This is a genomic window from Streptococcus oralis subsp. tigurinus (genome assembly GCF_002093575.1).
Classification (GTDB): domain Bacteria; phylum Bacillota; class Bacilli; order Lactobacillales; family Streptococcaceae; genus Streptococcus; species Streptococcus oralis_CH.
The window spans coordinates 51,249-74,307 of sequence record NZ_LNVH01000007.1 but is presented as its reverse complement, the minus strand read 5'-3'; the positions used below and the strand labels follow the sequence as shown (position 1 = coordinate 74,307).

Annotated in this window: 20 protein-coding genes; 19 read left to right on the top strand and 1 reads right to left on the bottom strand. The window is 41.4% G+C overall.

All coding sequences use genetic code 11. The annotated features are described in order from the left end of the window. Positions 1-67: 67 nt before the first annotated feature. From wecB to ATE37_RS08710, 12 genes are all read left to right on the top strand, one after another. On the top strand, positions 68-1,216 hold the full coding sequence (gene wecB / locus ATE37_RS08765; protein ID WP_084868752.1) for a non-hydrolyzing UDP-N-acetylglucosamine 2-epimerase: 1,149 nt from the start codon (positions 68-70) through the stop codon (positions 1,214-1,216). Positions 1,217-1,222: 6 nt separating this feature from the next. Continuing rightward, positions 1,223-2,002, top strand: coding sequence for a hypothetical protein (locus ATE37_RS08760; protein ID WP_084868751.1), 780 nt, complete (start codon positions 1,223-1,225; stop codon positions 2,000-2,002). 141 nt (positions 2,003-2,143) lie between these two features. Next, positions 2,144-3,454, top strand: coding sequence for a glycosyltransferase family 2 protein (locus ATE37_RS08755; RefSeq protein ID WP_084868750.1), 1,311 nt, complete (start codon positions 2,144-2,146; stop codon positions 3,452-3,454). 8 nt (positions 3,455-3,462) lie between these two features. Next, positions 3,463-4,566, top strand: coding sequence for a family 8 glycosyl hydrolase (locus tag ATE37_RS08750; RefSeq protein WP_084868749.1), 1,104 nt, complete (start codon positions 3,463-3,465; stop codon positions 4,564-4,566). A 122-nt stretch (positions 4,567-4,688) separates the two neighbouring features. Further along, positions 4,689-6,089: a bifunctional Cof-type HAD-IIB family hydrolase/peptidylprolyl isomerase gene (locus ATE37_RS08745; RefSeq protein WP_084868748.1), complete on the top strand. Its 1,401-nt coding sequence runs from the start codon at positions 4,689-4,691 to the stop codon at positions 6,087-6,089. Position 6,090: 1 nt separating this feature from the next. Next, the gene (locus ATE37_RS08740) at positions 6,091-6,450 is read left to right on the top strand and encodes a S1 RNA-binding domain-containing protein (RefSeq protein ID WP_000689619.1); all 360 of its coding nucleotides are present in this window, start codon (positions 6,091-6,093) and stop codon (positions 6,448-6,450) included. A gap of 53 nt (positions 6,451-6,503) precedes the next feature. Continuing rightward, complete coding sequence (locus ATE37_RS08735; protein ID WP_000657017.1) at positions 6,504-7,253, top strand: tRNA1(Val) (adenine(37)-N6)-methyltransferase; 750 nt, start codon at positions 6,504-6,506, stop codon at positions 7,251-7,253. After that, positions 7,243-7,527 carry a GIY-YIG nuclease family protein gene (locus ATE37_RS08730; protein ID WP_042902738.1) on the top strand — a complete coding sequence of 95 codons (285 nt, stop codon included), beginning with the start codon at positions 7,243-7,245 and terminating at the stop codon, positions 7,525-7,527. The genes ATE37_RS08735 and ATE37_RS08730 overlap by 11 nt, the downstream gene beginning before the upstream one ends. An 85-nt stretch (positions 7,528-7,612) precedes the next feature. After that, positions 7,613-8,548: a manganese-dependent inorganic pyrophosphatase gene (locus ATE37_RS08725; RefSeq protein ID WP_000036035.1), complete on the top strand. Its 936-nt coding sequence runs from the start codon at positions 7,613-7,615 to the stop codon at positions 8,546-8,548. Between the two features lie 85 nt (positions 8,549-8,633). Continuing rightward, complete coding sequence (locus ATE37_RS08720) at positions 8,634-9,146, top strand: YiiX/YebB-like N1pC/P60 family cysteine hydrolase (RefSeq protein WP_084868747.1); 513 nt, start codon at positions 8,634-8,636, stop codon at positions 9,144-9,146. Beyond that, positions 9,130-9,780 carry a DUF1803 domain-containing protein gene (locus ATE37_RS08715; protein ID WP_084868746.1) on the top strand — a complete coding sequence of 217 codons (651 nt, stop codon included), beginning with the start codon at positions 9,130-9,132 and terminating at the stop codon, positions 9,778-9,780. Before ATE37_RS08720 ends, ATE37_RS08715 begins: the two co-directional genes overlap by 17 nt. Positions 9,781-9,881: 101 nt before the next feature. Next, positions 9,882-10,082 carry a CsbD family protein gene (locus ATE37_RS08710; protein ID WP_000051179.1) on the top strand — a complete coding sequence of 67 codons (201 nt, stop codon included), beginning with the start codon at positions 9,882-9,884 and terminating at the stop codon, positions 10,080-10,082. A 30-nt stretch (positions 10,083-10,112) separates the two neighbouring features. Here the strand turns inward: ATE37_RS08710 and ATE37_RS08705 are convergent, their stop codons facing one another. Further along, complete coding sequence (locus tag ATE37_RS08705) at positions 10,113-11,558, bottom strand: UDP-N-acetylmuramoyl-L-alanyl-D-glutamate--L-lysine ligase (RefSeq protein WP_084868745.1); 1,446 nt, start codon at positions 11,556-11,558, stop codon at positions 10,113-10,115. Positions 11,559-11,663: 105 nt separating this feature from the next. On the opposite strand from ATE37_RS08705, the gene ATE37_RS08700 reads away from it, so the two are divergent. The 7 genes from ATE37_RS08700 (at position 11,664) to murC (ending at position 23,054) form a co-directional block, all read left to right on the top strand. Continuing rightward, positions 11,664-13,286 carry a putative polysaccharide biosynthesis protein gene (locus ATE37_RS08700; RefSeq protein WP_084868744.1) on the top strand — a complete coding sequence of 541 codons (1,623 nt, stop codon included), beginning with the start codon at positions 11,664-11,666 and terminating at the stop codon, positions 13,284-13,286. 202 nt (positions 13,287-13,488) lie between these two features. Next, on the top strand, positions 13,489-15,447 hold the full coding sequence (locus tag ATE37_RS08695; protein ID WP_084868743.1) for a peptide ABC transporter substrate-binding protein: 1,959 nt from the start codon (positions 13,489-13,491) through the stop codon (positions 15,445-15,447). Between the two features lie 145 nt (positions 15,448-15,592). Then, positions 15,593-16,687, top strand: coding sequence for a cystathionine gamma-synthase (locus ATE37_RS08690; protein WP_000031946.1), 1,095 nt, complete (start codon positions 15,593-15,595; stop codon positions 16,685-16,687). 7 nt (positions 16,688-16,694) lie between these two features. Next, entirely contained in the window at positions 16,695-17,861 is a 1,167-nt protein-coding gene (locus ATE37_RS08685; protein WP_084868742.1) for a MalY/PatB family protein, read from the top strand. Between the two features lie 92 nt (positions 17,862-17,953). Beyond that, positions 17,954-21,049 (top strand): pilus expression-regulating Snf2 family helicase, encoded by a 3,096-nt coding sequence (locus ATE37_RS08680; RefSeq protein ID WP_084868741.1) that lies wholly within the window; start codon positions 17,954-17,956, stop codon positions 21,047-21,049. Between the two features lie 47 nt (positions 21,050-21,096). Beyond that, positions 21,097-21,708 carry a divisome accessory protein ZapJ gene (zapJ, locus tag ATE37_RS08675; protein WP_000806752.1) on the top strand — a complete coding sequence of 204 codons (612 nt, stop codon included), beginning with the start codon at positions 21,097-21,099 and terminating at the stop codon, positions 21,706-21,708. 11 nt (positions 21,709-21,719) lie between these two features. Further along, a complete protein-coding gene (gene murC / locus ATE37_RS08670; RefSeq protein WP_000048097.1) occupies positions 21,720-23,054 on the top strand; it encodes a UDP-N-acetylmuramate--L-alanine ligase in 1,335 nt (444 codons plus the stop codon). Positions 23,055-23,059: the final 5 nt, after the last annotated feature.

Below are 23,059 nucleotides of genomic sequence, written 5' to 3'. Positions count from 1 at the left end.
TGCGCAATAATTCGATATAAAGATTAATCTGATGTGTCAAATTTTATTATAGTAGAAGGATACCATAATGAAAAAATTGAAACTGATGGTTGTTTTTGGAACACGACCAGAAGCTATTAAAATGGCCCCTTTAGTGTTGGAATTGCAAAAACATAGTGACAGTATTGAGACGATTACAGTTGTGACAGCTCAGCACCGTCAAATGCTAGATCAAGTTCTTGAAACGTTTAGCATCAAGCCGCATTATGACTTGGATATTATGGGGAAAAATCAATCCCTTTTAGATATTACTGGAAAAATTTTAGAAAAGTTTGATCCAATTGTTAAGCAAGAATGTCCAGATATGATTCTTGTTCATGGAGATACAACGACAACTTTTGCAGCAAGTTTAGTTGCTTTCTATAATCAGGTACGTATCGGCCACGTTGAAGCTGGTCTGAGGACCTTTGATAAGTATTCTCCTTTCCCAGAGGAAATGAATCGTCAGATGACAGATAACCTTGCGGATCTTTATTTTGCTCCAACAAGTGAGAGTAAGGAAAATCTCCTCAAGGAAAATCATCCTGAGTCTGCTATTGTCATTACGGGAAATACAGCCATAGATGCCTTGAAACTAACCGTTCAATCGGATTACTATCATGAAGTTCTAGACCAATTGGATCCAAATAAGAAACTTGTATTGGTAACCATGCACCGTCGTGAGAATCAAGGTCAACTAATGAGAAATGTCTTTACAGCTTTACGTGAGATGGTCGATCTTCATCAGGAAATTGAAGTTGTTTATCCTGTTCACCTTAGCCCTGCTGTGCAAGAAGCAGCAAACGATATCTTAGCTGGTCACGATCGTATTCACTTGATTGAGCCTTTAGATGTACTTGATTTTCATAATTTGGCTTCAAGAAGCTATTTTATCATGACCGACTCTGGAGGTGTTCAGGAAGAAGCGCCTTCTCTCGGCAAACCTGTCCTTGTCCTTCGTGACACGACGGAACGTCCAGAAGGAGTAAGAGCAGGTACTTTGAAGTTAGTTGGTACGGATCCAGTACGTGTGAAAGAAGCAATGGCAGCAATCCTAACAGATGAAACTCTTTATAGACAAATGTCTCAGGCACCAAACCCTTATGGAGATGGAAGAGCTTCTGAACGAATCGTACAATCCATTCAACAGTACTTTGGGGCAGCAACTTCGGTATCTGAATTCAAAGGGGGAAAATAAGATAAAATGAAAAATTGGAGTCAATTTAAAAACTGGCTTATGGCTTTGCTTGCTTGTGAGGTCATTCTTTTGGTGCTTTGTTTTTTGTATGCTCGAGCAATCATTTTAGAACAAATCTTGTTTTTAGCTTTAGCCTTGTTTGCCGTGTTGGTATTATCTGACCTTTTGCTTACTTGGACTCTTATCTTAGCATTTGGCTTTGGACTTATCGTTTTGGTTGCGGGTGTGGTTTATATTCCAATCATTCAACTGGTTTTCTTATTAATCAGTTTTCCGCTTTTGCTTGGGATTCTACTTAAAGTTCGTTATTATTTCTTCAAGGTGGTCTCAAAGGTCCAAGAACAGGAAGACGAAGCTCGAGCAGATTACCAAGCTATGGTCACTGAACAAAGTGATGTGACGGTTCAATCTCTATTGATTCATTGGGCACATGAAGAGTTGTTCTTCCAGATAAAACCCAAAGAGTATAACCAGATGCTCAGTCGCATTCAAGAGGTCATTGCTCAGGGATTGAGTTACAATGATAAGCTCTATTATGTTTCAGAAGGTAATTTTCTCGTTCTATCTAGTAGTAATAAGCGTTCTTTAAAGGAAGTCTATCTGAGTGATTTGCAGGAGAAACTGAGCAGTTTAGTTTTTCATGGAGAAGATGGCAATCAAGGAATTCAGTTCCAAACAGGCTATTTGGTGATTAACTCTGATAATAGAGGGAAATACCAAGACTACGCGGATGTTGCCAGTCATCTCAAACGTCAATTAGAGACAGATGTAATTGTAGAATATTAGGAGGAAACATGACTCTAACCAATATATTTTTTGGCATTGCTTTGGGACTCAGTCTCGCCTTTGGCATTTGTTTTATCATATTATTTATTGCATACAATATTCTTTACCATCGAGTGAACAAAAATTTTAAGGCGGTGAATCATGATTAGTCAAATGTTAATGATTTTTACCTTGCTTACAATTTGGATTTCTCTAGCATGGGGCTTGGTAATCCTCTTTTCAGCTGTTCACTTTTGGTTTAAACATAGTGATTTTCGTGTAGATACGTCGCCGCTGCCTTATTACCCTAATGTCACCATTGTCGTTCCTGCTCATAATGAGGATGTGGTTATTGCCCAAACAGCAAAAGCTATCTTGGATAGGAATTACCCTCACGACCGTGTGGAGTTGCTCTTGTTTGCGGATAACTGTTCGGATAACACCTATGCAGAATGTTTGTCTGTACAAGCCATGCCTGAATATGCAGGAAGAAATCTAACCATTATCGACCGTACTGGTACGGGAGGAAAAGCGGGCGTTCTAAACGATGCTTTGGAGATGGCAACAGGCGAATACATCTGTGTTTATGATGCGGATGCCATGCCTGAAAAAAATGCTCTTTATTTTCTTGTAAAAGAAGTGATGAAGGATCCAGAACGTCACGTGGCATCTTTTGGCCGCAACAAGACTCGAAATGCCAATCAAAATTTCTTGACTCGTTGTATCAACCAGGAAATCGTTGTTACCCAGCGCGTGCACCACGTTGGGATGTGGCATCTCTTTAAAATTGGGCGTATCCCAGGAACCAACTTCATCATTCAAACCGACTTTGTAAAGAGTATCGGTGGTTGGAAAAATGGTGCCTTAACTGAGGATACCGATATTTCCTTCAAAATCATGCAGAGTGGTAAATTGATTGCCCTTGCTTATAATTCAGAGGCTTTCCAACAAGAACCTGAGACCTTAAAGAGTTACTATATGCAGCGGAAACGTTGGGCGAAAGGAAATTATGAAGTAGTTCTCTCGAACTTTAAGCATTTATTTGGCAGAGCAAACTGGCGCGTCAAACTAGAAGTCTTTAACTATTCATGTGTTTTCTTTTGGTTTAACTTTGCCATTGTCCTATCGGATTTGATTTTCCTAGCGAATGTGCTAGCGATCTGCCTTAATCTTTTCTTCCCAGATGTCAGGGTTCCATTTGCTTTTGATGCGGACAATATCTACATCGCCCAGCTCATGCTCTTCAACTGGATACTCATGATTGGTCTCTATTTGATGCAAATTATGACAGCATTGGCAAGTCAATTTGGACAAGCGACGACGAAACAAATCTGGTTAGCCTTGGCAGCCTATTTCTCTTATGCACAGATGTTTATCGTTGTATCCATTGATTCCATTTCTTCAATCGTGCTGGATAAGGTACTTCACCGAAAAGAAACCAAGTGGGTTAAAACCAAGCGGTTCGCAGGATAGGAGGTTCTATGAAAACGAATAAATTAAAATATGTATGGTTTGTGTTCATCCTTTCTATCTTTTGTTTAACCTTGTTTTTGGCAAGGGGAAGGAGTAAAATCGAGATGCGCAATCGCATTTACAGCCAATGGAGCCAACAGTTTCTCGTTACAAAAGGCGATCAGTCTTATGTTCGTACGACGAATGATTCTGAGGAAACGACGGTTCTATCAGAGGCCCAAAGTTACGGCATGCTCATAACGGTTTTAGCAGCCCAAAAAGGGCAAGCAAGTCAAGCAGATTTTGATAGCCTTTATCGCTATTATCAAAATCATCGTATTGAGGGAACACAGTTGATGTCTTGGAAGCAAGTGATTACAAATGGTAGCGAAACGGTTGAGAAGCAAAACGCAACCGATGGTGATCTCTACATCGCTTATTCTTTGATTGAAGCTGCCAAGCAGTGGCCAGATAAAGCACAGGAATATGAAGATCAAGCCAAAAGTATTTTGATTGATATTCTTCGCTTTAATTATAACGAGGATACTGGTGTTCTAAAGGTAGGAAATTGGGCGAAAAAAAATACGGATTTTTACTATTTGATGAGAACATCTGATACACTACCTCATTATTTCCAAGTATTTTATAATCTAACTGGTGATAAACAATGGCTAGATATTAAGGATAAAATGCTTGGGCAATTGGAGCAAATCAGTTCTCATTCTGATACGGGTCTCTTGCCAGATTTTATCTGGGCTGAGAAGTCAGGCGCGCGTCTTGTTGATGCCAACACAATCGAATCTCAGTATGATGGAGCGTATTCTTATAACGCTTGTCGTTTGCCTTATCACTTGTCACGGAGCCAGGATGAAAGAAGCCAAAAACTCGTTCAAAAGATGATGGATTTCTTTATGAAAGAGCAACGTATTTACGCTGGTTATGACTTGAACGGAACTGCCCTCAATCAATACCAGGCAGGTAGTTTCTTGGCACCGATTACCTATGCATCTGACAAGGGAGAAGGTTATATGAAACTTCTTCAGCAAAATAAATACATTTTTACACAAGATTTACCTTTGGACAACTACTATGATGCCACGATGATTACCATGATTGCTCTAGAGATGTTCTAGGATGAAAAGAGAGGGTTAGTTATACTGGCTCTCTTTTTGATAGGATTTTCATCTTTTTTCAAAAAAGGAATTTCCTAAGGTTTATGGTATAATGGAAAGAGTGATGGAAAAGAGGTAGAGAGATGGATGCGAAATTAAAATACAAGGCAAAGAAGATTAAAATCGTCTTTTTTGATATTGATGATACCTTGCGTACGTCAAAGACAGGTTTTATTCCAGCTACAATTCCCACTGTCTTTAAACAGTTGCGTGAAAAAGGAATTTTAACAGGAATCGCCTCTGGACGTGGTATTTTTGGTGTTGTTCCAGAGATTCGTGAGCTCAAACCTGACTTTTTTGTAACTCTGAATGGGGCTTATATAGAAGATAAAAAAGGCCAGGTCATTTATCAGCATCAGATTGACAAGTCAGATGTTGAGGAGTATATCTCTTGGACTAAGCGAGAGGGAATTGAATATGGCCTGGTTGGTAGTCATGACGCCAAACTCTCCACGCGAACAGAACTAATCAGTGAGGCTATTGATCCGATTTATCCAAACTTGGATGTGGATCCTGACTTTCATGAAAAAGCAGATATTTACCAGATGTGGAGCTTTGAAGATAAAGGGGATGACTTGCACTTACCAGAGTCTTTATCAGATAAACTTCGCATGGTGCGTTGGCATGAACATTCATCTGATATCGTGCCGATTTCAGGATCCAAAGCAACTGGTGTAGCCAAGGTTGTAGAACATCTAGGCTTGAAACCAGAGAATGTTATGGTCTTTGGGGATGGGCTCAATGACTTGGAACTCTTTGATTATGCTGGAATCAGTATTGCCATGGGAGTTTCCCATGAAAAAATCAAAGAAAAAGCAGATTATATTACAAAAACAGTAGAAGAAGATGGCATTTTTGGTGCCTTAGAAGGATTTGGTATGGTAGAAAAAGAATTGCATTTCCCACAAGTAGAAATTGAAACAGTAGAAGGCCCGCTAGCGACTATTAAGACAAATCACGGAGACTTGCGTATCAAGCTCTTCCCTGAACATGCTCCCAAAACAGTAGCCAACTTTGTTGCTCTGTCAAAAGACGGTTACTATGATGGTGTGATTTTCCATCGCATTATCAAGGACTTTATGATCCAAGGTGGAGACCCAACTGGTACTGGTATGGGGGGAGAGTCTATTTATGGACAAGCTTTTGAAGATGAATTTTCAGAAGAACTTTATAATATCCGTGGTGCCCTTTCTATGGCCAATGCGGGTCCAAATACCAATGGTAGCCAGTTCTTTATCGTGCAAAACCAACATTTGCCATATTCTAAGAAAGAGATTGCGCGTGGTGGTTGGCCTGAGCCAATCGCTGAGATTTATGCAGAACAAGGTGGAACTCCTCACCTTGACCGTCGTCACACTGTTTTTGGGCAATTGGTAGACGCAGAATCGTTTGCGGTCTTGGATGCCATTGCAGCTGTTGAGACAGGGGCCATGGATAAACCAGTTGAAGATGTAGTAATTGAAACGATTGAAATTGAGGACTAGAATGAAAATTGGTGATAAGCTAACTGGGCGTATTACAGGAATTCAGCCCTATGGTGCCTTTGTCGAGTTAGAGACAGGGGTGACAGGGCTGATTCACATCTCGGAGATTCGGACGGGATTTATTGAAAATATCTATGACATTTTAAAAATTGGTGATGAAGTCCAAGTTCAGGTGGTGGATTTTGACGAATACACTGGGAAGGCTAGTCTTTCTATCCGTACTTTGGAAGAGGAAAAACATCAATTGCCAAGACGGAGACGTTTTTCAAATGATCGTATCAAGCACGGTTTTGCACCACTTGGACGAATGATGCCTGTTTGGACGCGTGAAGCATTGGAGCATTTAAAGAAGAAGCCATAAATACGACTATCTAAATTATTTGTGCTATTAACATAATTTGATATAATAAAAGTATGAAAGAAGAACAATTATTAAAACCAGGAGAGCGAATCAATCAGCTCTTTTCGACAGATATCAAGATCATCCAAAATAGAGAAGTGTTTAGCTATTCGGTGGATAGTGTTCTCTTGTCACGCTTTCCTCGCTTCCCTAAACGGGGTTTAATTGTGGACTTTTGTGCTGGAAATGGTGCAGTGGGACTTTTTGCTAGTTCACGTACTCAGGCGCGGATAATATCTGTAGAGATTCAGGAGCGCTTGGCGGATATGGCAGAGCGTTCGGTTCAATTGAATGGCTTGGAAGAGCAGATGCAGGTCATCTGTGATGATTTGAAAAATATGCCTGCCCACATTCAGGGAAGTAAGGTGGATATGATTTTGTGCAATCCGCCTTATTTTAAGGTGGATCCGCATTCTAATCTGAACGAGAGTGAACATTACCTTCTGGCCAGACACGAAATTACGACTAACCTAGAAGAAATCTGCCGTAGTGCTCAGAGTATTCTCAAGTCTAATGGCCGTTTGGCCATGGTCCATCGTCCTGATCGGCTCTTGGATATCTTGGACATGCTCAAACGCCATAATTTGGCACCCAAGCGCCTGCAATTTGTCTATCCTAAACGTGAGAAGGAGGCCAATATGCTCTTAATCGAAGCTATCAAGGATGGCTCAACGAGTGGCTTTAAGGTCTTGCCACCTCTCATCGTTCACAATGATGATGGTTCCTATACACCAGAAATTCAAGAGATTTACTATGGATCATAAGGCCTATATGTATGTGGTGGAGTGTCGCGACGGGTCTTACTATACGGGCTATACAACGGATGTGAAGAGGCGCCTTGCCGTTCATAATAGTGGTAAGGGAGCCAAGTATACCCGAGCTCGCTTGCCAGTCAAACTCATCTATGCTCAGGGTTTTGCCAGTAAGGAAGAAGCCATGTCTGCCGAAGCTCTCCTCAAACGAAAGAAACGCCCGCAGAAAGAACGATTTTTATCTGAAAATCAAGAGAAAAATCTAGTCAACCATATTGATGTCTAACGAGGAGTCCTTTGGCTCCTCTTACTTTTGTCAAAAGAGGAAAAAAGTGCTACAATAAGATGAATAAATTTAAAGAGGTATTATCATGTCTAAGATTCTAGTATTTGGTCACCAAAATCCAGACTCAGATGCCATCGGGTCATCTGTAGCCTTTGCTTACCTTGCAAAAGAGGCTTATGGATTGGACACAGAAGCTGTAGCACTTGGAACTCCTAATGAAGAAACAGCTTTTGTTTTGAACTATTTTGGTGTAGAAGCACCGCGTGTTATCACATCTGCTAAAGCAGAAGGTGCAGAGCAAGTTATCTTGACTGACCACAATGAATTCCAACAGTCAGTGTCAGATATCGCTGAAGTAGAAGTTTACGGTGTTGTGGACCACCACCGTGTGGCTAATTTTGAAACTGCAAGCCCACTCTACATGCGTTTGGAACCAGTTGGATCAGCGTCTTCTATCGTTTACCGCATGTTCAAAGAACATGGTGTAGCAGTTCCTAAAGAAATCGCAGGTTTGATGCTTTCAGGTTTGATTTCAGATACTCTTCTTTTGAAATCACCAACAACTCACCCATCTGATAAAGTCATTGCGCCTGAATTGGCTGAATTAGCTGGTGTCAACTTGGAAGAGTACGGTTTGGCTATGCTCAAGGCTGGTACTAACTTGGCTAGCAAATCTGCTGAAGAATTGATTGATATCGATGCTAAGACCTTTGAACTCAATGGAAATAAGGTTCGTGTTGCCCAAGTCAATACAGTTGATATTGCTGAAGTCTTGGAACGCCAAGCTGAAATCGAAGCAGCAATGCAAGCAGCTAATGCGGCAAACGGCTACTCTGACTTTGTCTTGATGATTACAGACATCGTCAACTCAAACTCAGAAATTTTGGCTCTTGGTTCAAACATGGACAAGGTCGAAGCAGCTTTCAATTTCAAACTTGAAAACAACCACGCTTTCCTTCCAGGTGCTGTTTCACGTAAGAAACAAGTGGTGCCACAGTTGACTGAAAGCTTTAATGCTTAATATTTTGGGTGTTATTTCAAAATAGAAAACGATGTTTTCCATATAGTTAAAGGGGTTTCGGCTCCTTTTTTTCTAGGAGAGAAAGATGTTAGAAAATGGTGATTTGATTTTTGTGAAGGACCTTTCAGATATGGGGCAGGCCATCCAGGCTTCTACTGGGAGCTATAGTCATGTAGCCATCTATTTGGATGGTTTCATCTACCATGCTAGTGGGCAAGCTGGTGTTATCTGTCAAAAACTAAGAGACTTCTTAGAGCCAGCTTGTCTGTATGATCTTTATCTTTATCCAAAAATAGATATTCAAAAAGTAAAGAAAAGAGCTAACCAGCATCTTGGAGCTCCTTATAATTCTTCTTTTTACCCTGATGGGGAAGGATTCTATTGTTCCCAGTACATCGCTGAGATTTTACCTATTTTTGAAACCACCCCTATGAAGTTTGGTGATGATGGGCAGGAAATTAGTGATTTCTGGAATGAATACTATATAGAACTAGGAATAGCTGTGCCTCTGAACCAGCCAGGGACCAATCCTAGTCAACTAGCAACATCCCCCCTTTTAGAATGTAAAGAAAGGAATCTTCATGATTCAGATTTTTAATCCATCTCGTTTGACTCGGCAGCCATTTTTTATAGATTTGGTCAACTATCTGGACCAGCATGATGATGTGATCCTACGAGAAATCAAGGCTCAATTTCCAGATGTGTCAGTTGATAAACTCATGGAAGAGTATATAAAGGCAGGCTTGATTCTAAGGGAAAACAAACGCTATTTTCTCAATCTCCCTTTTTTAGAATCTACGGATGATTTAGTCCTTGATCAAGAGATTTTTATCAGAGAGGACAGTCCAGTCTATCAAGACTTGCTGGAGAAGACTTTTGAGACGGAATTGCGCAATCAAACCAATGCAGCCATTTTAATCGAACATACGGACTTTGCAAGGCATAAAATGACCTTGTCTAATTATTTTTATAAAGTTAAGAACCAGTATCTACTGACAGAAGATCAGCAGAAACTCTATGATATTTTAGGAGATGTTAACCCTGAGTATGCCCTCAAATATATGACGACTTTTTTGTTAAAATTCCTCAAAAAAGATCAACTGATGCAGAAACGCCGTGATATCTTTGTGGATAGTTTGGTCGTCCTAGGCTATATTGTGCAAAAAGAAGATGGAAAGTATGAGTTAGCTGCTGATTTTGATAAGGAACGGTTGACTTTCTATTTGTCTTAATGGCTTAATTTTGAGCTGATTGTTTGACTTTGCTAAAGAATAAGCATAAACTGAATGTAAGCGATAACGTTTATCGTATTAAAAGCAAAGGAGACAGAGCTATGTCACTTGAAAATAAATTGGATCAAGCAACTGGTGCTATCAAAGAAGGATTTGGTAAAGTTACTGGCGATAGCAAGACAGAAGCAGAAGGCACTGTAGAAAAAACAGTTGCGAAAGCAAAAGAAGTAGTTGAAGATGCTAAAGGTGCTGTAGAAGGTGCCGTTGAAGGTCTTAAAAACTCATTTAAGAAAGAAGACTAAAAAATCAAGGGAAATATTCCCTTGATTTTTTTATAGATAACGTTCTGCGATGGCTGCGTCTCCAGGATAGTCTTCTTTCTTTCCTTGGACGATTTGGTAGCAATCGGCTCCCTTACCTGCAATAATCACGGCATCAAGTTCTTGATTTGTGATGGCCATCGCTGCCTTAATGGCTTCTTCACGATCGGCAATCTTTTCAACAGGATGACTGATATAGTTACCGATTTCATCTGCAATGGTCATTGGATCTTCATAGTTGGGGTCATCAGCGGTGAGAAAGACTTGAATCTCAGGATGTTGATTGAGGAGGAGGCCAAAGTCTTTGCGGCGACTTTCACCCTTGTTTCCAGTCGAACCGAGAACCAGGGCAATTTTTCCAGTTTGATGGGTTTCAACAACAGAAATCAGTTTTTTCAGACTATCGCCATTGTGGGCGTAGTCAATAAAGACCTTGGCACCATTTTTTTGGGTGAGAACTTCCATACGTCCAGGAACGCGGGTTGTAGCGATTCCTTTTTTGATGTCCTCTATACTAGCACCTAGACGAAGGCAGGCAAGTCCTGCAGCAACTGCATTTTCTTGATTAAAATGGCCGATGAGTTGGATATCATAATCACCAGCGAGTTTACCTGTAGCGGAAAAGCTAAAGGCTTTTGAGTTCTCGATTTGGTTACTTGACTGGCTACCATAGAAGTCATGTTCTTGATGTTCCACTTGTTCTTTCAATATAGAAAAGTGGTCCATGTCGCTATTAATGACAACTGCTCGGCTATTTTTCATCAAGAGACGTTTGTGGTAGAAGTAATCTTCAAAGCTAGGATGCTCAATCGGTCCGATATGGTCAGGAGTGATGTTGAGAAAGACACCTACATCAAAGGTCAGGCCATAGACTCGATGAACAAGATAGGCTTGGCTAGAGACTTCCATTACAAGATGGGTTCGACCATTCTTAACAGCCTGAGCCATCATGTCGAAAAGATCGATATTTTCAGGCGTTGAGAAGGAAGATTTAAAGAAGGTCTTGCCATCTAGAGTTGTATTCATAGTTGATAAGAGAGCTGTTGGGTAGCGTTGAGATAGGATGTGGTAAGCAAAGTAAGCAGATGTTGTCTTTCCTTTTGTCCCTGTGAAAGCGAGAATTTTTAGTTTCTCTTGCGGATTACCATAAAATTCCATCGCAATCAAACTCATGGCTTTCTTGATATCGTTCACAATGATGACAGGGATACCGACCTCATAGTCCTTTTCGGAGACGTACCAGGCTAAGCCCTGACTTATAGCAGAAAGAAGGTATTCTTTTTTAAAGGCAGCGCCTTTTGCAAAAAAAAGAGTGCCTTCTTTTACTTTTCTGCTGTCATAACTGATGCTGTCAAAAACAACTTCGTTGTAGTTATAGTGGTAGTGTCCTTGGTCGATAATCTCGCGGAAGAGACCATCTTTTTTTAATATATCTAGTACGGTTTCAATCTTAATCATACTTTCTATTGTAAACCGAAAGTCTGAATTTTACAAGTAACAAGGAAAAGTTTATAATGGAAGATGAGGAAAATTTCCTAGTTATCAAAATTGAATGAGGAAGCTATGTCTAACGAAAACAATCACCAGCAAGCCCAGATGTTGCGAGGGACTGCTTGGCTAACAGCTAGTAACTTTATTAGTCGCCTCCTTGGGGCTATCTACATTATTCCCTGGTATATTTGGATGGGAACCTATGCAGCCAAGGCAAATGGTCTCTTTACCATGGGCTACAATATTTACGCTTGGTTCTTGCTGATTTCGACAGCGGGTATCCCAGTTGCGGTCGCCAAACAAGTGGCTAAGTACAATACTATGCGAGAAGAAGAGCATAGCTTTGCCTTGATTCGGAGTTTCCTAAGCTTTATGACAGGCTTGGGCTTAGTCTTTGCCTTGGTCTTGTATCTCTTTTCTCCCTGGTTAGCAGATTTGTCAGGTGTGGGGAAAGATCTGATTCCCATCATGCAGAGCTTGGCTTGGGCGGTCTTGATTTTCCCATCTATGAGTGTCATTCGAGGCTTCTTCCAAGGGATGAATAACCTGAAACCTTATGCCATGAGTCAAATCGCCGAGCAGGTGATCCGTGTTATCTGGATGTTGTTGGCAACCTTCTTCATTATGAAGATGGGTTCTGGTGACTACTTATCAGCCGTTACTCAGTCAACTTTTGCGGCTTTTGTGGGGATGGTGGCAAGTTTTGCAGTCTTGATTTATTTCCTTGCCCAAGAAGGTTTGCTCAAAAGAGTCTTTGAAACACGGGATAGGATCAATAGTAAGCGACTCTTAGTCGATACCATCAAGGAAGCCATTCCCTTTATCCTGACAGGATCAGCCATCCAGCTCTTCCAGATTTTAGACCAGATGACCTTTATTAATAGTATGAAGTGGTTTACCAACTACAGTAATGAAGACTTGGTTGTCATGTTTTCTTATTTCTCTGCCAATCCTAATAAAATTACCATGATTTTAATCTCTGTAGGAGTTTCGATTGGGAGTGTCGGCTTGCCACTGTTGACGGAAAACTATGTAAAAGGTGACTTGCCGGCAGCGGCTCGCCTAGTCCAAGATAGCCTAACCATGCTCTTCTTATTTCTACTACCTGCAACGGTTGGAGTGGTCATGGTAGGGGAGCCTCTTTATACAGTCTTTTACGGTAAGCCAGATAGTCTGGCCATGGGCTTATTTGTCTTTGCAGTTTTGCAGTCTACTATCCTAGGCTTGTATATGGTCTTGTCTCCTATGCTTCAGGCCATGTTCCGAAACCGCAAGGCAGTTCTTTACTTTATCTATGGTTCCATTGCTAAGATCGTCTTGCAATTGCCAACCATTGCTATTTTCCATAGCTACGGTCCTTTGATTTCAACGACTATCGGCTTGATTATTCCGAATGTCTTGATGTACCGTGACATCTGCCAGGTAACGGGTGCTCGTCGAAAGATAATCTTGAAGCGGACTATCTTGATTACCATCTTGACCCTTGTCATGTTTATCCTAGTTGGCTTCTTGCAGTGGCTACTCGGTTTTGTCTTCCAACCAAGTGGACGTTTCTGGAGTTTCCTTTATGTGGCTCTCATCGGAGGGCTTGGAGGAGGCCTTTATGGTTTGATGAGCCTACGGACACGACTCTTGGACAAGATAATCGGCAAAGCTCAAGCAGACCGACTACGGACACGATTGAAAATATCGTAAAAAGATTTATAAATAAAAGTAATGAATTTAACCTTTCTTTAACAGAAAGGTTTTTATACTACATTTTTCTTAAAAAAAGAGAACTTTTTCTAAAATCAAGAGCAAAAAATATGCTTTTTTAAGTTTTTCTTCAGAAATCACTTGACTAAATAAAACCAAAGCTGTATAATAAGACAAAACTTTTAAACAGGAGGTTCTGGAAATGAAAAAGTCTAAAGCCAAGTATCTGACACTTGCAAGTGTCGTGTTAAGCGCAGGTATCTTACTGAGCGCATGTGGAAATTCAAGTAGCGCTACTAAAACATATAACTATGTTTATTCGAGCGATCCATCTAGTTTGAACTATCTTGCAGAAAACCGTGCAACAACCAATGACATCGTGACCAATTTGGTGGATGGGTTGATGGAAAATGACCAATACGGTAACTATGTTCCATCATTGGCAGAGGATTGGACTGTTTCTCAGGACGGTTTGACCTATACTTACAAATTGCGTAAGGATGCAAAATGGTATACTTATGAGGGTGAAGAATACGCCCCTGTAACGGCCCAAGACTTTGTGACAGGTTTGAAATATGCTGCTGATAAAAAATCCGAAGCCTTGTACCTTGTTCAAGACTCTGTAGCAGGTTTGGATGACTATATCAACGGGAAAACAACTGACTTTTCAACTGTCGGTGTTAAGGCGATTGACGACCAAACAGTTCAGTATACTTTGACACGTCCAGAACCTTATTGGAATTCTAAAACAACTTCAACCATTCTCTTCCCTGTCAATGCAGACTTCCTGAAATCAAAAGGGGATGATTTTGGTAAGGTAGATCCTTCTAGTATTTTGTATAGTGGACCTTTCTTGATGAAATCTTTTGTTTCAAAATCTGTTATCGAATACAAGAAAAATCCAAATTACTGGGATGCTAAAAATGTCTTTGTGGATGATGTGAAATTGACTTACTATGATGGTAGTGACCAAGATGCCCTAGCTCGTAACTTTGTAGAAGGAGTCTACAGCTACGCGCGTCTCTATCCAAATAGCTCAAGCTTTGAAGGAATTAAAGAGAAGAACAAGGATAACATCATCTATAGTATGCAAAACGCAACTTCTTATTACTTGAACTTCAACTTGGACAGAAAATCTTATAACTTCACGTCTAAGACATCAGATATCGAAAAGAAATCAACCCAAGAAGCAGTTCTGAATAAAAACTTCCGTCAAGCCTTCAACTATGCTTATAACCGTACAGCCTATGGAGCACAATCTCAAGGGGAAGAAGGAGCAACAAAGATTATTCGTAACTTGGTTGTACCTCCAACATTTGTAAGTATCAACGGAAAAGACTTTGGCGATGTTGTTTCAGAAAAGATGGTCAACTATGGCCAAGAATGGCAAGGAATCAACTTTGCAGATGCGCAAGACCCATACTACAATCCTGACAAGGCTAAAGCTAAATTTGCAGAAGCTAAGAAAGAATTGGAAGCTAAGGGTGTGCAATTCCCAATCCACTTGGATGTATCTGTAGACCAATCAGCTAAAAAAGGTGTACTTGAAGCGAGCTCTTTGAAACAATCCATCGAATCTGTTCTAGGAGCTGAGAATGTGGTTATCGATATCCAACAATTATCGACAGATGACTACGATAATTCTAGCTACCTCGCTCAAACCGCAGCTCAAAAAGACTTTGATATCTATAATGGCGGTTGGAGTGCTGACTACTTGGATCCATCAAGCTATCTTGATATCTTAAATGTCAATAACGGTGGTATGTTGCAAAACCTTGGTTTAGAACCAGGTGAGGTTAATGACAAGGCTAAGGCAGTTGGTCTGGATACTTACACTCAAATGTTGGAAGAAGCGAACAAGGAGCAAGACCCAGCAAAACGTTATGAAAAATATGCTGAAATTCAAGCTTGGCTCGTTGATAGCGCCCTTGCAATTCCAAATGTTTCCCAAGGTGGAACACCTGGCTTGAGAAAGACAGTTCCATTCTCAGCGCCATTCTCACAAGCAGGAAATAAGGGTGTCGAATCATACAAGTACCTCAAGTTGCAAGATAAGACTGTAACGACTGATGAGTATGAAAAAGCTAGAGAAAAATGGCAAAAAGAAAAAGAAGAATCAAATAAAAAAGCGCAAGAAGAACTGGCAAAACACGTTAAATAACCAGTCTATTCAACAGGAAAAACGATAGTTTCTCAAGGAACTATCGTTTTTATATAGTTTGAAACTATAACTAGCTCTTGAAAACAAGAAAATGAGTTAGTAAAAATAAGTGGTACAATAGTTACTATAGATTTGGAGGTATTGTATGAGCAAAGAACTACACATCAACACAATTTTGGCCCAGGCTGGGATCAAGTCAGATGAGGCTACAGGTGCCTTGGTAACACCGCTTCATTTTTCAACCACTTATCAGCATCCGGAGTTCGGTCAGTCTACGGGATTTGACTATACCCGTACTAAAAATCCAACTCGCAGTAAGGCGGAGGAAGTCTTGGCGGCAATCGAATCAGCTGATTATGCCCTAGCGACAAGCTCAGGTATGGCTGCGATTGTACTGGCCTTTAGTGTTTTTCCAGTAGGAAGTAAAGTCTTGGCTGTGCGCGATCTGTATGGGGGTTCTTTCCGTTGGTTTAACCAAGTCGAGCAAGAAGGCCGTTTCCATTTTACCTATGCCAATACAGAAGAAGAGCTGATTGCTGAGTTGGAGAAAGATGTGGATGTTCTTTATATTGAAACACCAACCAATCCCTTGATGTTGGAATTTGATATTGCCAAACTAGCAAAACTAGCTCATGCCAAGGGTGCCAAGGTAGTGGTGGACAATACCTTCTACAGTCCGATTTACCAACGTCCGATTGAAGATGGTGCGGATATCGTTCTTCATTCTGCCACCAAGTACTTAGCAGGGCACAATGATGTTTTAGCTGGGGTGGTTGTGACTAATAGTTTAGAACTATATGAACAACTGTTCTACAATCTCAATACGACTGGTGCGGTCTTGTCACCATTTGATAGTTATCAGTTGATTCGTGGTCTCAAAACCCTGCCTCTTCGTATGGAACGTTCGACAGCCAATGCCCAAGAAGTGGTTGCTTTTTTGAAGGATTCACCTGCTGTCAAGGAAGTTCTCTATACAGGACGTGGGGGGATGATTTCCTTTAAAGTAGTGGATGAAAAGCGTATTCCTCATATTTTAAATAGCTTAAAGGTCTTCTCATTTGCAGAAAGTTTGGGTGGGGTAGAGAGTCTGATTACCTATCCGACAACTCAGACTCATGCGGATATTCCAGCAGAAGTGCGCCATTCCTATGGCTTAACAGATGACCTCCTGCGCTTGTCAATCGGGATTGAAGATGCTAGAGATTTGATTGCGGACTTGCGACAAGCTTTGGAAGGATAAGACAGATATGGGAAAATATGATTTTACAAGCCTGCCCAATCGTTTTGGGCATCATACTTATAAATGGAAAGAAGCGGAAGATGATCGAGAAGTTCTACCAGCTTGGATAGCAGATATGGACTTTGTGGTTTTGCCTGAAGTTCGACAAGCTGTACAAGCCTACGCAGATCAGTTGGTCTATGGCTATACCTATGCTAGCGATGCTTTGATAAAGTCGGTTCAGGACTGGGAAGCCACACAACACGGGTATCGCTTTGACAAGGATGCCCTCGTCTTTATCGAGGGAGTGGTACCGGCCATCTCAACAGCTATTCAAGCCTTTACAAAAGAAGGAGAGGCTGTTCTGATTAACACACCAGTCTATCCACCTTTTGCCCGCAGTGTCAAACTGAACAATCGCAGATTGATTACCAATTCTTTGATGGAAAAGGATGGGCTGTTTGAGATTGACTTTGACCAGTTAGAGAAGGAATTGGTGGAAGAGGATGTGAGGCTTTATATTCTTTGCAATCCCCACAATCCTGGTGGACGTGTTTGGGAAAAGGAAGTGTTAGAAAAGATTGGTCATCTCTGCCAAAAACACGGTGTTTTGCTTGTTTCAGATGAGATTCACCAAGATTTGGCTCTCTTTGGTCACAAACACCAGTCATTCAATACCATTGATCCAGCTTTTAAAGACTTTGCCCTTATCTTGAGCAGTGCCACTAAGACCTTTAATATTGCTGGGACGAAAAATTCCTATGCAGTTATTGAAAATCCCAAGCTTCGTGTTGCTTTCCAAAAACGCCAGTTGGCCAATAACCAACATGAAATCTCAGGCTTGGGGTATTTGGCGACAGAAGCTGCCTACCGTTATGGTAAGGACTGGCTAGGAGAGTTAAAAGAAGTCATCGAGGACCACATTAACTATGTAGTGGATATTTTGGGCAACGAAACCAAGATTAAGGTCATGAAACCACAAGGTACCTACTTGATCTGGCTTGATTTTTCAGCCTATGACCTAACGGATGACCGCTTGCAAGAGCTTTTGAGAAATGAAGCCAAGGTTATCTTGAACCGAGGTTTGGACTTTGGGGAGGAGGGAGCTCTTCATGCCCGCCTCAATGTAGCTATGCCGAAGTCAGTACTGGAAGAGGTTTGCCAACGCATCGTGACCACTTTTGCTACACTTTAAAAATCCAGCCTTCTAGGAGAAAAGTCTTCCTAGAAGGCTATTTTCATAGGGGAAAATGTGGTATAATGAAAAGATAAGATAAAGGGGTAACTATGGCTAAATTGATTCCAGGAAAGTTGCGCATGGAGGGTGTTACTCTCTATGAAACGGGCAACATTGAGATTATCAAGGAAAAAGGGAATCGCCTCTATACTCGTGTGGCGGGAGAAGACTTGCGCTACAGTTTAGAGGATGATCTTGTTTTTTGTGCTTGCGATTTTTTCCAAAAAAGAGGTTACTGTGTTCACCTCGCAGCGCTCGAGCATTATCTGAAGAACGACGAAGAAGGCCAGGTGATTTTACAAGCCTTAGAAAAAGGACATGAAGAGCAAGAAGAGGTCGAAACCAAGGTTAGTTTTGGCGGTAGTTTTTTGGAGCGTATCCAACCTCAGAAGAGAGAGCAAATCTACACTTTGTCGGCTCAAGGCCAGGTGGAAGCTGGGACCAATCGCCTCCTTTGGACTCTCCGAATCGGTTTAGTTGATAGTCAAAAATATTATGTCATTCGTGACATCCCACTCTTTTTGAATGTCTTAGTCCATCGAAAGCCATATATGATTGGGAAACACTATGAAAATGACTTGTCTTGGGATGCTTTTGATACAGCTAGTCAAGATGTTCTTACTTTTTTATGTGGCTTGATTGAGGAGGGACTGAGTCAAGACCTCTTTTTCCCCAATCAAGGTCGTCACCTCTTTTTCCCTCTGACCTTTTTTGAGCAGGGAGTGGAGTTGCTGATGAACTTGGAAGATTTTCATTTTGAACACCAGATTGATAGTTATGAAAATCTTCTCTTTCATGATTTAGATCCAGAAGCAAACCTTTTCTCTTTTTCAGTGCAGGAGTATCCTGATTATTTTGAGATGGAAATTTCTGAGACTGAGCGAGTTAACGTATTCTATGGAGGGGCAGTTCTCTTTCGTAAGGGGAATCTTTATCTCTTAAACCCTAAACAAATCAGCCTACTAAAGGAAATTAAGGAGCTTCCTCAGGAGGAAAGAGGGAGAAAATGCCTCCAGTTTGACAACAGTGATCGTGATCGTCTGGCTGCCTGTCTGCCTTTGTTTGGACAGCTGGGCACAGTTTCTGCTCCTGAGCGCTTGCAAATCAGACCCTTTTCACCAATCTTTTACTTTGATAGGGAGGATGACGGCCGTATCCGCTTGGATATCCAGTTTGACTATGGAGATGTTAAGGTGACTAGTCGTCAACAGCTGGAACAATTACCTTTTTCAAGTGATGCTGTCTTGGAAAACCAATTATTTCAAGTCTGTTTAGGGGCTGGTTTTGAGGCTGATTTTCAGTCTTGGAGACAGGCTTTGAAGCCAGAAGTGGTTTATTCTTTCTTTCACCATACGATTCCAGCTTTTGAGAAATTGGGTCAGGTTTTCTTGTCTGATGAAATCAATCAGCTCTACAGCGTCCAAGCTCCTCAGGTTCAGATTGAGTCCAAGAGAGGACTGTTGGAAATCCAATTTGATTTCCAAGGAATTGCCCAAGAAGAGATTGATCAAGCTCTTAAAGCCCTGACCAGCAATCAGGATTTCTATATCAGTTCTTCTGACCAAGTGTACTTTTTTGATGAGGAAACCAAGCAGCTTCGTCAAAATTTGCAGGAACTGGGGGTTGAGCTAAAAGATGGTTCTTTCCAAGCGCGAAAATCCCTAGCTTACAGTCTGTCTCAGCTTTTTGAAGGTCGAGACAGGATCTCCTTCTCAGAAGAATTTCAGCATTTAGCTCATGATTTGACCCATCCAGAGGATTTTCCTCTGGGAGATATACGGGTGCAGGCGAGTTTGAGAGACTATCAGGAAAAGGGAGTCCGTTGGCTCCAGATGCTTCATCACTATGGTTTTGGTGGTATCTTAGCCGATGATATGGGACTGGGGAAAACACTGCAAACTATTGCTTTTTTGACGAGTCAGGTGACAGAAGATAGTCGGGTCTTGATTTTAGCGCCGTCAGGTTTAATCTACAACTGGGCAGATGAATTTAGAAAATTTGCCCCACAGTTGGATTTGGCTGTCGTTCATGGTTTGAAAGCGAATCGAGAAGCGATTCTTTCTGAAAATCACCAAATCTATGTGACTAGCTATGCTACCTTTCGTCAAGACAGCGAGCTTTATCAAGAGATGACCTTTGATTTCCTCTTTTTAGATGAAGCCCAGGTCATGAAAAATGCCCAAACCAAGATTGCTCAGAGTTTACGCCAGTTTGTGGTGCCGGCAGTTTTTGCTTTGTCAGGTACGCCCATCGAAAACCATTTAGGAGAGTTGTGGTCTATCTTTCAAATTGTGCTTCCAGGACTCTTACCAAGTAAAAAGGAGTTTATGAAATTACCGGCTGACCGAGTCGCGCAGTTTATCAAACCCTTCGTCATGAGGCGTAAGAAAGAAGAGGTTCTTACAGAACTGCCTGATCTGATCGAAGTCGTCTATAAAAATGAACTGGAAGATCAGCAGAAGGCCATCTATCTCGCTCAGTTGCAACAGATGCGAGACCGTCTAGCCCAAGTGACAGACCAAGAATTCCAGAGAAGTCGGGTAGAAATTTTATCTGGTCTTATGCGTTTGCGTCAAATCTGTGATACGCCAGCTCTCTTCATGGACGATTACCATGGAGCCAGTGGTAAATTGGATAGCCTTCGAGATTTATTGCTACAAGTGGCAGATGGTGGGCATCGGGTCTTGATTTTCTCTCAGTTCAAAGGAATGTTGGAAAAAATCGAGCAAGAACTCCCAAATTTGGGCTTGACTTCCTTCAAAATTACGGGCTCAACTCCTGCTCAAGACAGACAAGATATGACTAAAATATTTAACCAAGGGGAAAGGGATATCTTTCTCATCTCCCTTAAGGCGGGTGGTGTCGGTCTCAATCTGACAGGAGCTGACACCGTCATCCTAGTGGACCTCTGGTGGAATCCTGCTGTCGAGGCTCAGGCTATCGGACGAGCTCACCGAATGGGACAGGAGCGGAAGGTAGAGGTTTACCGTTTGATTACTAGAGGAACCATTGAAGAAAAGATTCAAGAACTCCAAGAACAGAAGAAACACCTGGTTTCCCAAGTTTTGGATGGAACGGAATCGCGTGCGAGTCTTAGTCTGGCAGAAATTCGAGAAATTTTAGGGATTTCTGAAGCCAGCACTTGAAAAATCAAGACAATACGCTATAATGAAGTGTTGAAAGGAAATACAAAATGAAACAAGATCGATTTCCACTGGTGTCAGATGATGAGATCATGCTGACTAAAATGCCAGTCATGGACTTGTACGATGAGTCAGACTTTATTAGTAATATCAAAGGTGATTACCGCGATAAGAACTATTTGGAATGGTCTCCTATCAATGAGGAACAGGCTGTAACTCCTTCGGTAGCTAGCAAGGAGCCAAAACCAGGCCCAGAACCTAAAAAAGTTGAAAAAACGTATGCTGAATTGGCTCGAGAAGAGGCGCGTGCGGACTTGAAGAAGAAACGTTCGGCCAAGTATTTGACTCAGGATGTTAGTCATACTAGACGACACAATGGTTCAACACTTGTTCGTCAAGGAAACCAACCAACAGCACCATTTCAAAAGGAAAATCCAGGTGAGCTTGCCAAGTTTAGCAAAAACTTGAGCCAATCCCACTATATTCTAGCCGAGGAAGCTGGCCAGGTAGTGACTCCAACTCCGAAATCTCAAACGGAAAAGGCTAAAAAGAACAACTATGATTTTCTAAAGAAGAGTCAAATCTATAATAAAAAGAATAAGCAAACAGAACAGGAACGTCAGGTTGCCCAAGAGTTGAATCTGACAAGAATTACTGAGTAAGGGAGAAAAGCATGTCAAAAACATATCATTTTATTGGAATCAAGGGATCAGGGATGAGTGCCCTAGCCTTGATGTTGCATCAAATGGGACACAAGGTTCAAGGTTCAGACGTTGAAAAATACTACTTTACTCAACGTGGACTAGAGCAGGCAGGAATTACGATTCTTCCTTTTGATGAAAAGAACCTGCAAGGGGATCTTGAAATTATTGCTGGAAATGCCTTTCGTCCAGATAACAATGTTGAAATCGCCTATGCCGACAAAAATGGTATCAGCTACAAACGTTACCATGAATTCCTAGGTAGCTTTATGCGTGACTTTGTCAGCATGGGGGTTGCAGGAGCGCATGGAAAGACATCAACGACTGGGATGCTGTCTCACGTTTTGTCTCACATCACAGACACTAGCTTCTTGATTGGGGATGGAACGGGTCGAGGTTCTGAAAATGCTAAGTATTTTGTTTTTGAATCTGACGAATATGAGCGTCATTTCATGCCTTACCACCCAGAATACTCTATTATCACCAACATTGACTTTGACCATCCAGACTACTTTACGAGTCTAGAGGATGTATTCAATGCCTTTAATGACTATGCTAAACAAATTACCAAAGGTTTATTCGTCTACGGTGAGGATGCTGAGTTGCGTAAGATTACAGCCAATGCGCCAATCTATTACTATGGCTTTGATGCTGAGGGAAATGACTTTGTAGCTAGCGACCTTCTACGTTCTACAACTGGTTCGACCTTCACCGTTCATTTCCGCGGACAAGAGTTGGGTCAATTCCACATTCCAACCTTTGGTCGTCACAATATCATGAATGCGACAGCCGTTATTGGTTTACTTTATACAGCAGGGTTTGACTTGAACTTGGTACGTGAACACTTGAAAACATTTGCTGGTGTCAAGCGTCGTTTCACTGAAAAGGTTGTCAATGGCACCATTATTATTGATGATTTCGCCCACCATCCAACGGAAATCATTGCGACCTTAGATGCGGCTCGTCAGAAATACCCAAGTAAGGAAATTGTTGCAATCTTCCAACCACACACTTTCACTAGAACCATTGCCTTATTGGACGACTTTGCTAAAGCTTTGAGCCAGGCAGATGCTGTTTACTTGGCGAAAATCTATGGATCAGCCCGTGAGGTGGACCATGGTGACGTCAAGGTAGAAGACCTAGCAGATAAAATTAAGAAGAAAAGCCAAGTCATCACAGTTGAAAATGTATCACCACTCCTTGAGCATGATAATGCAGTCTATGTCTTTATGGGAGCAGGAGATATCCAAACCTATGAGTACTCATTCGAACGTCTCTTGTCTAATTTGACAAGTAACGTCCAATAAGAAAA

Bases quoted from the DNA above. Each gene is read 5' to 3' on its own strand.
- wecB (WP_084868752.1), top strand. From the start codon at position 68: ATGAAAAAATTGAAACTGATGGTTGTTTTTGGAACACGACCAGAAGCT.
- ATE37_RS08760 (WP_084868751.1), top strand. From the start codon at position 1,223: ATGAAAAATTGGAGTCAATTTAAAAACTGGCTTATGGCTTTGCTTGCT.
- ATE37_RS08755 (WP_084868750.1), top strand. From the start codon at position 2,144: ATGATTAGTCAAATGTTAATGATTTTTACCTTGCTTACAATTTGGATT.
- ATE37_RS08750 (WP_084868749.1), top strand. From the start codon at position 3,463: ATGAAAACGAATAAATTAAAATATGTATGGTTTGTGTTCATCCTTTCT.
- ATE37_RS08745 (WP_084868748.1), top strand. From the start codon at position 4,689: ATGGATGCGAAATTAAAATACAAGGCAAAGAAGATTAAAATCGTCTTT.
- ATE37_RS08740 (WP_000689619.1), top strand. From the start codon at position 6,091: ATGAAAATTGGTGATAAGCTAACTGGGCGTATTACAGGAATTCAGCCC.
- ATE37_RS08735 (WP_000657017.1), top strand. From the start codon at position 6,504: ATGAAAGAAGAACAATTATTAAAACCAGGAGAGCGAATCAATCAGCTC.
- ATE37_RS08730 (WP_042902738.1), top strand. From the start codon at position 7,243: ATGGATCATAAGGCCTATATGTATGTGGTGGAGTGTCGCGACGGGTCT.
- ATE37_RS08725 (WP_000036035.1), top strand. From the start codon at position 7,613: ATGTCTAAGATTCTAGTATTTGGTCACCAAAATCCAGACTCAGATGCC.
- ATE37_RS08720 (WP_084868747.1), top strand. From the start codon at position 8,634: ATGTTAGAAAATGGTGATTTGATTTTTGTGAAGGACCTTTCAGATATG.
- ATE37_RS08715 (WP_084868746.1), top strand. From the start codon at position 9,130: ATGATTCAGATTTTTAATCCATCTCGTTTGACTCGGCAGCCATTTTTT.
- ATE37_RS08710 (WP_000051179.1), top strand. From the start codon at position 9,882: ATGTCACTTGAAAATAAATTGGATCAAGCAACTGGTGCTATCAAAGAA.
- ATE37_RS08705 (WP_084868745.1), bottom strand. From the start codon at position 11,558: ATGATTAAGATTGAAACCGTACTAGATATATTAAAAAAAGATGGTCTC.
- ATE37_RS08700 (WP_084868744.1), top strand. From the start codon at position 11,664: ATGTCTAACGAAAACAATCACCAGCAAGCCCAGATGTTGCGAGGGACT.
- ATE37_RS08695 (WP_084868743.1), top strand. From the start codon at position 13,489: ATGAAAAAGTCTAAAGCCAAGTATCTGACACTTGCAAGTGTCGTGTTA.
- ATE37_RS08690 (WP_000031946.1), top strand. From the start codon at position 15,593: ATGAGCAAAGAACTACACATCAACACAATTTTGGCCCAGGCTGGGATC.
- ATE37_RS08685 (WP_084868742.1), top strand. From the start codon at position 16,695: ATGGGAAAATATGATTTTACAAGCCTGCCCAATCGTTTTGGGCATCAT.
- ATE37_RS08680 (WP_084868741.1), top strand. From the start codon at position 17,954: ATGGCTAAATTGATTCCAGGAAAGTTGCGCATGGAGGGTGTTACTCTC.
- zapJ (WP_000806752.1), top strand. From the start codon at position 21,097: ATGAAACAAGATCGATTTCCACTGGTGTCAGATGATGAGATCATGCTG.
- murC (WP_000048097.1), top strand. From the start codon at position 21,720: ATGTCAAAAACATATCATTTTATTGGAATCAAGGGATCAGGGATGAGT.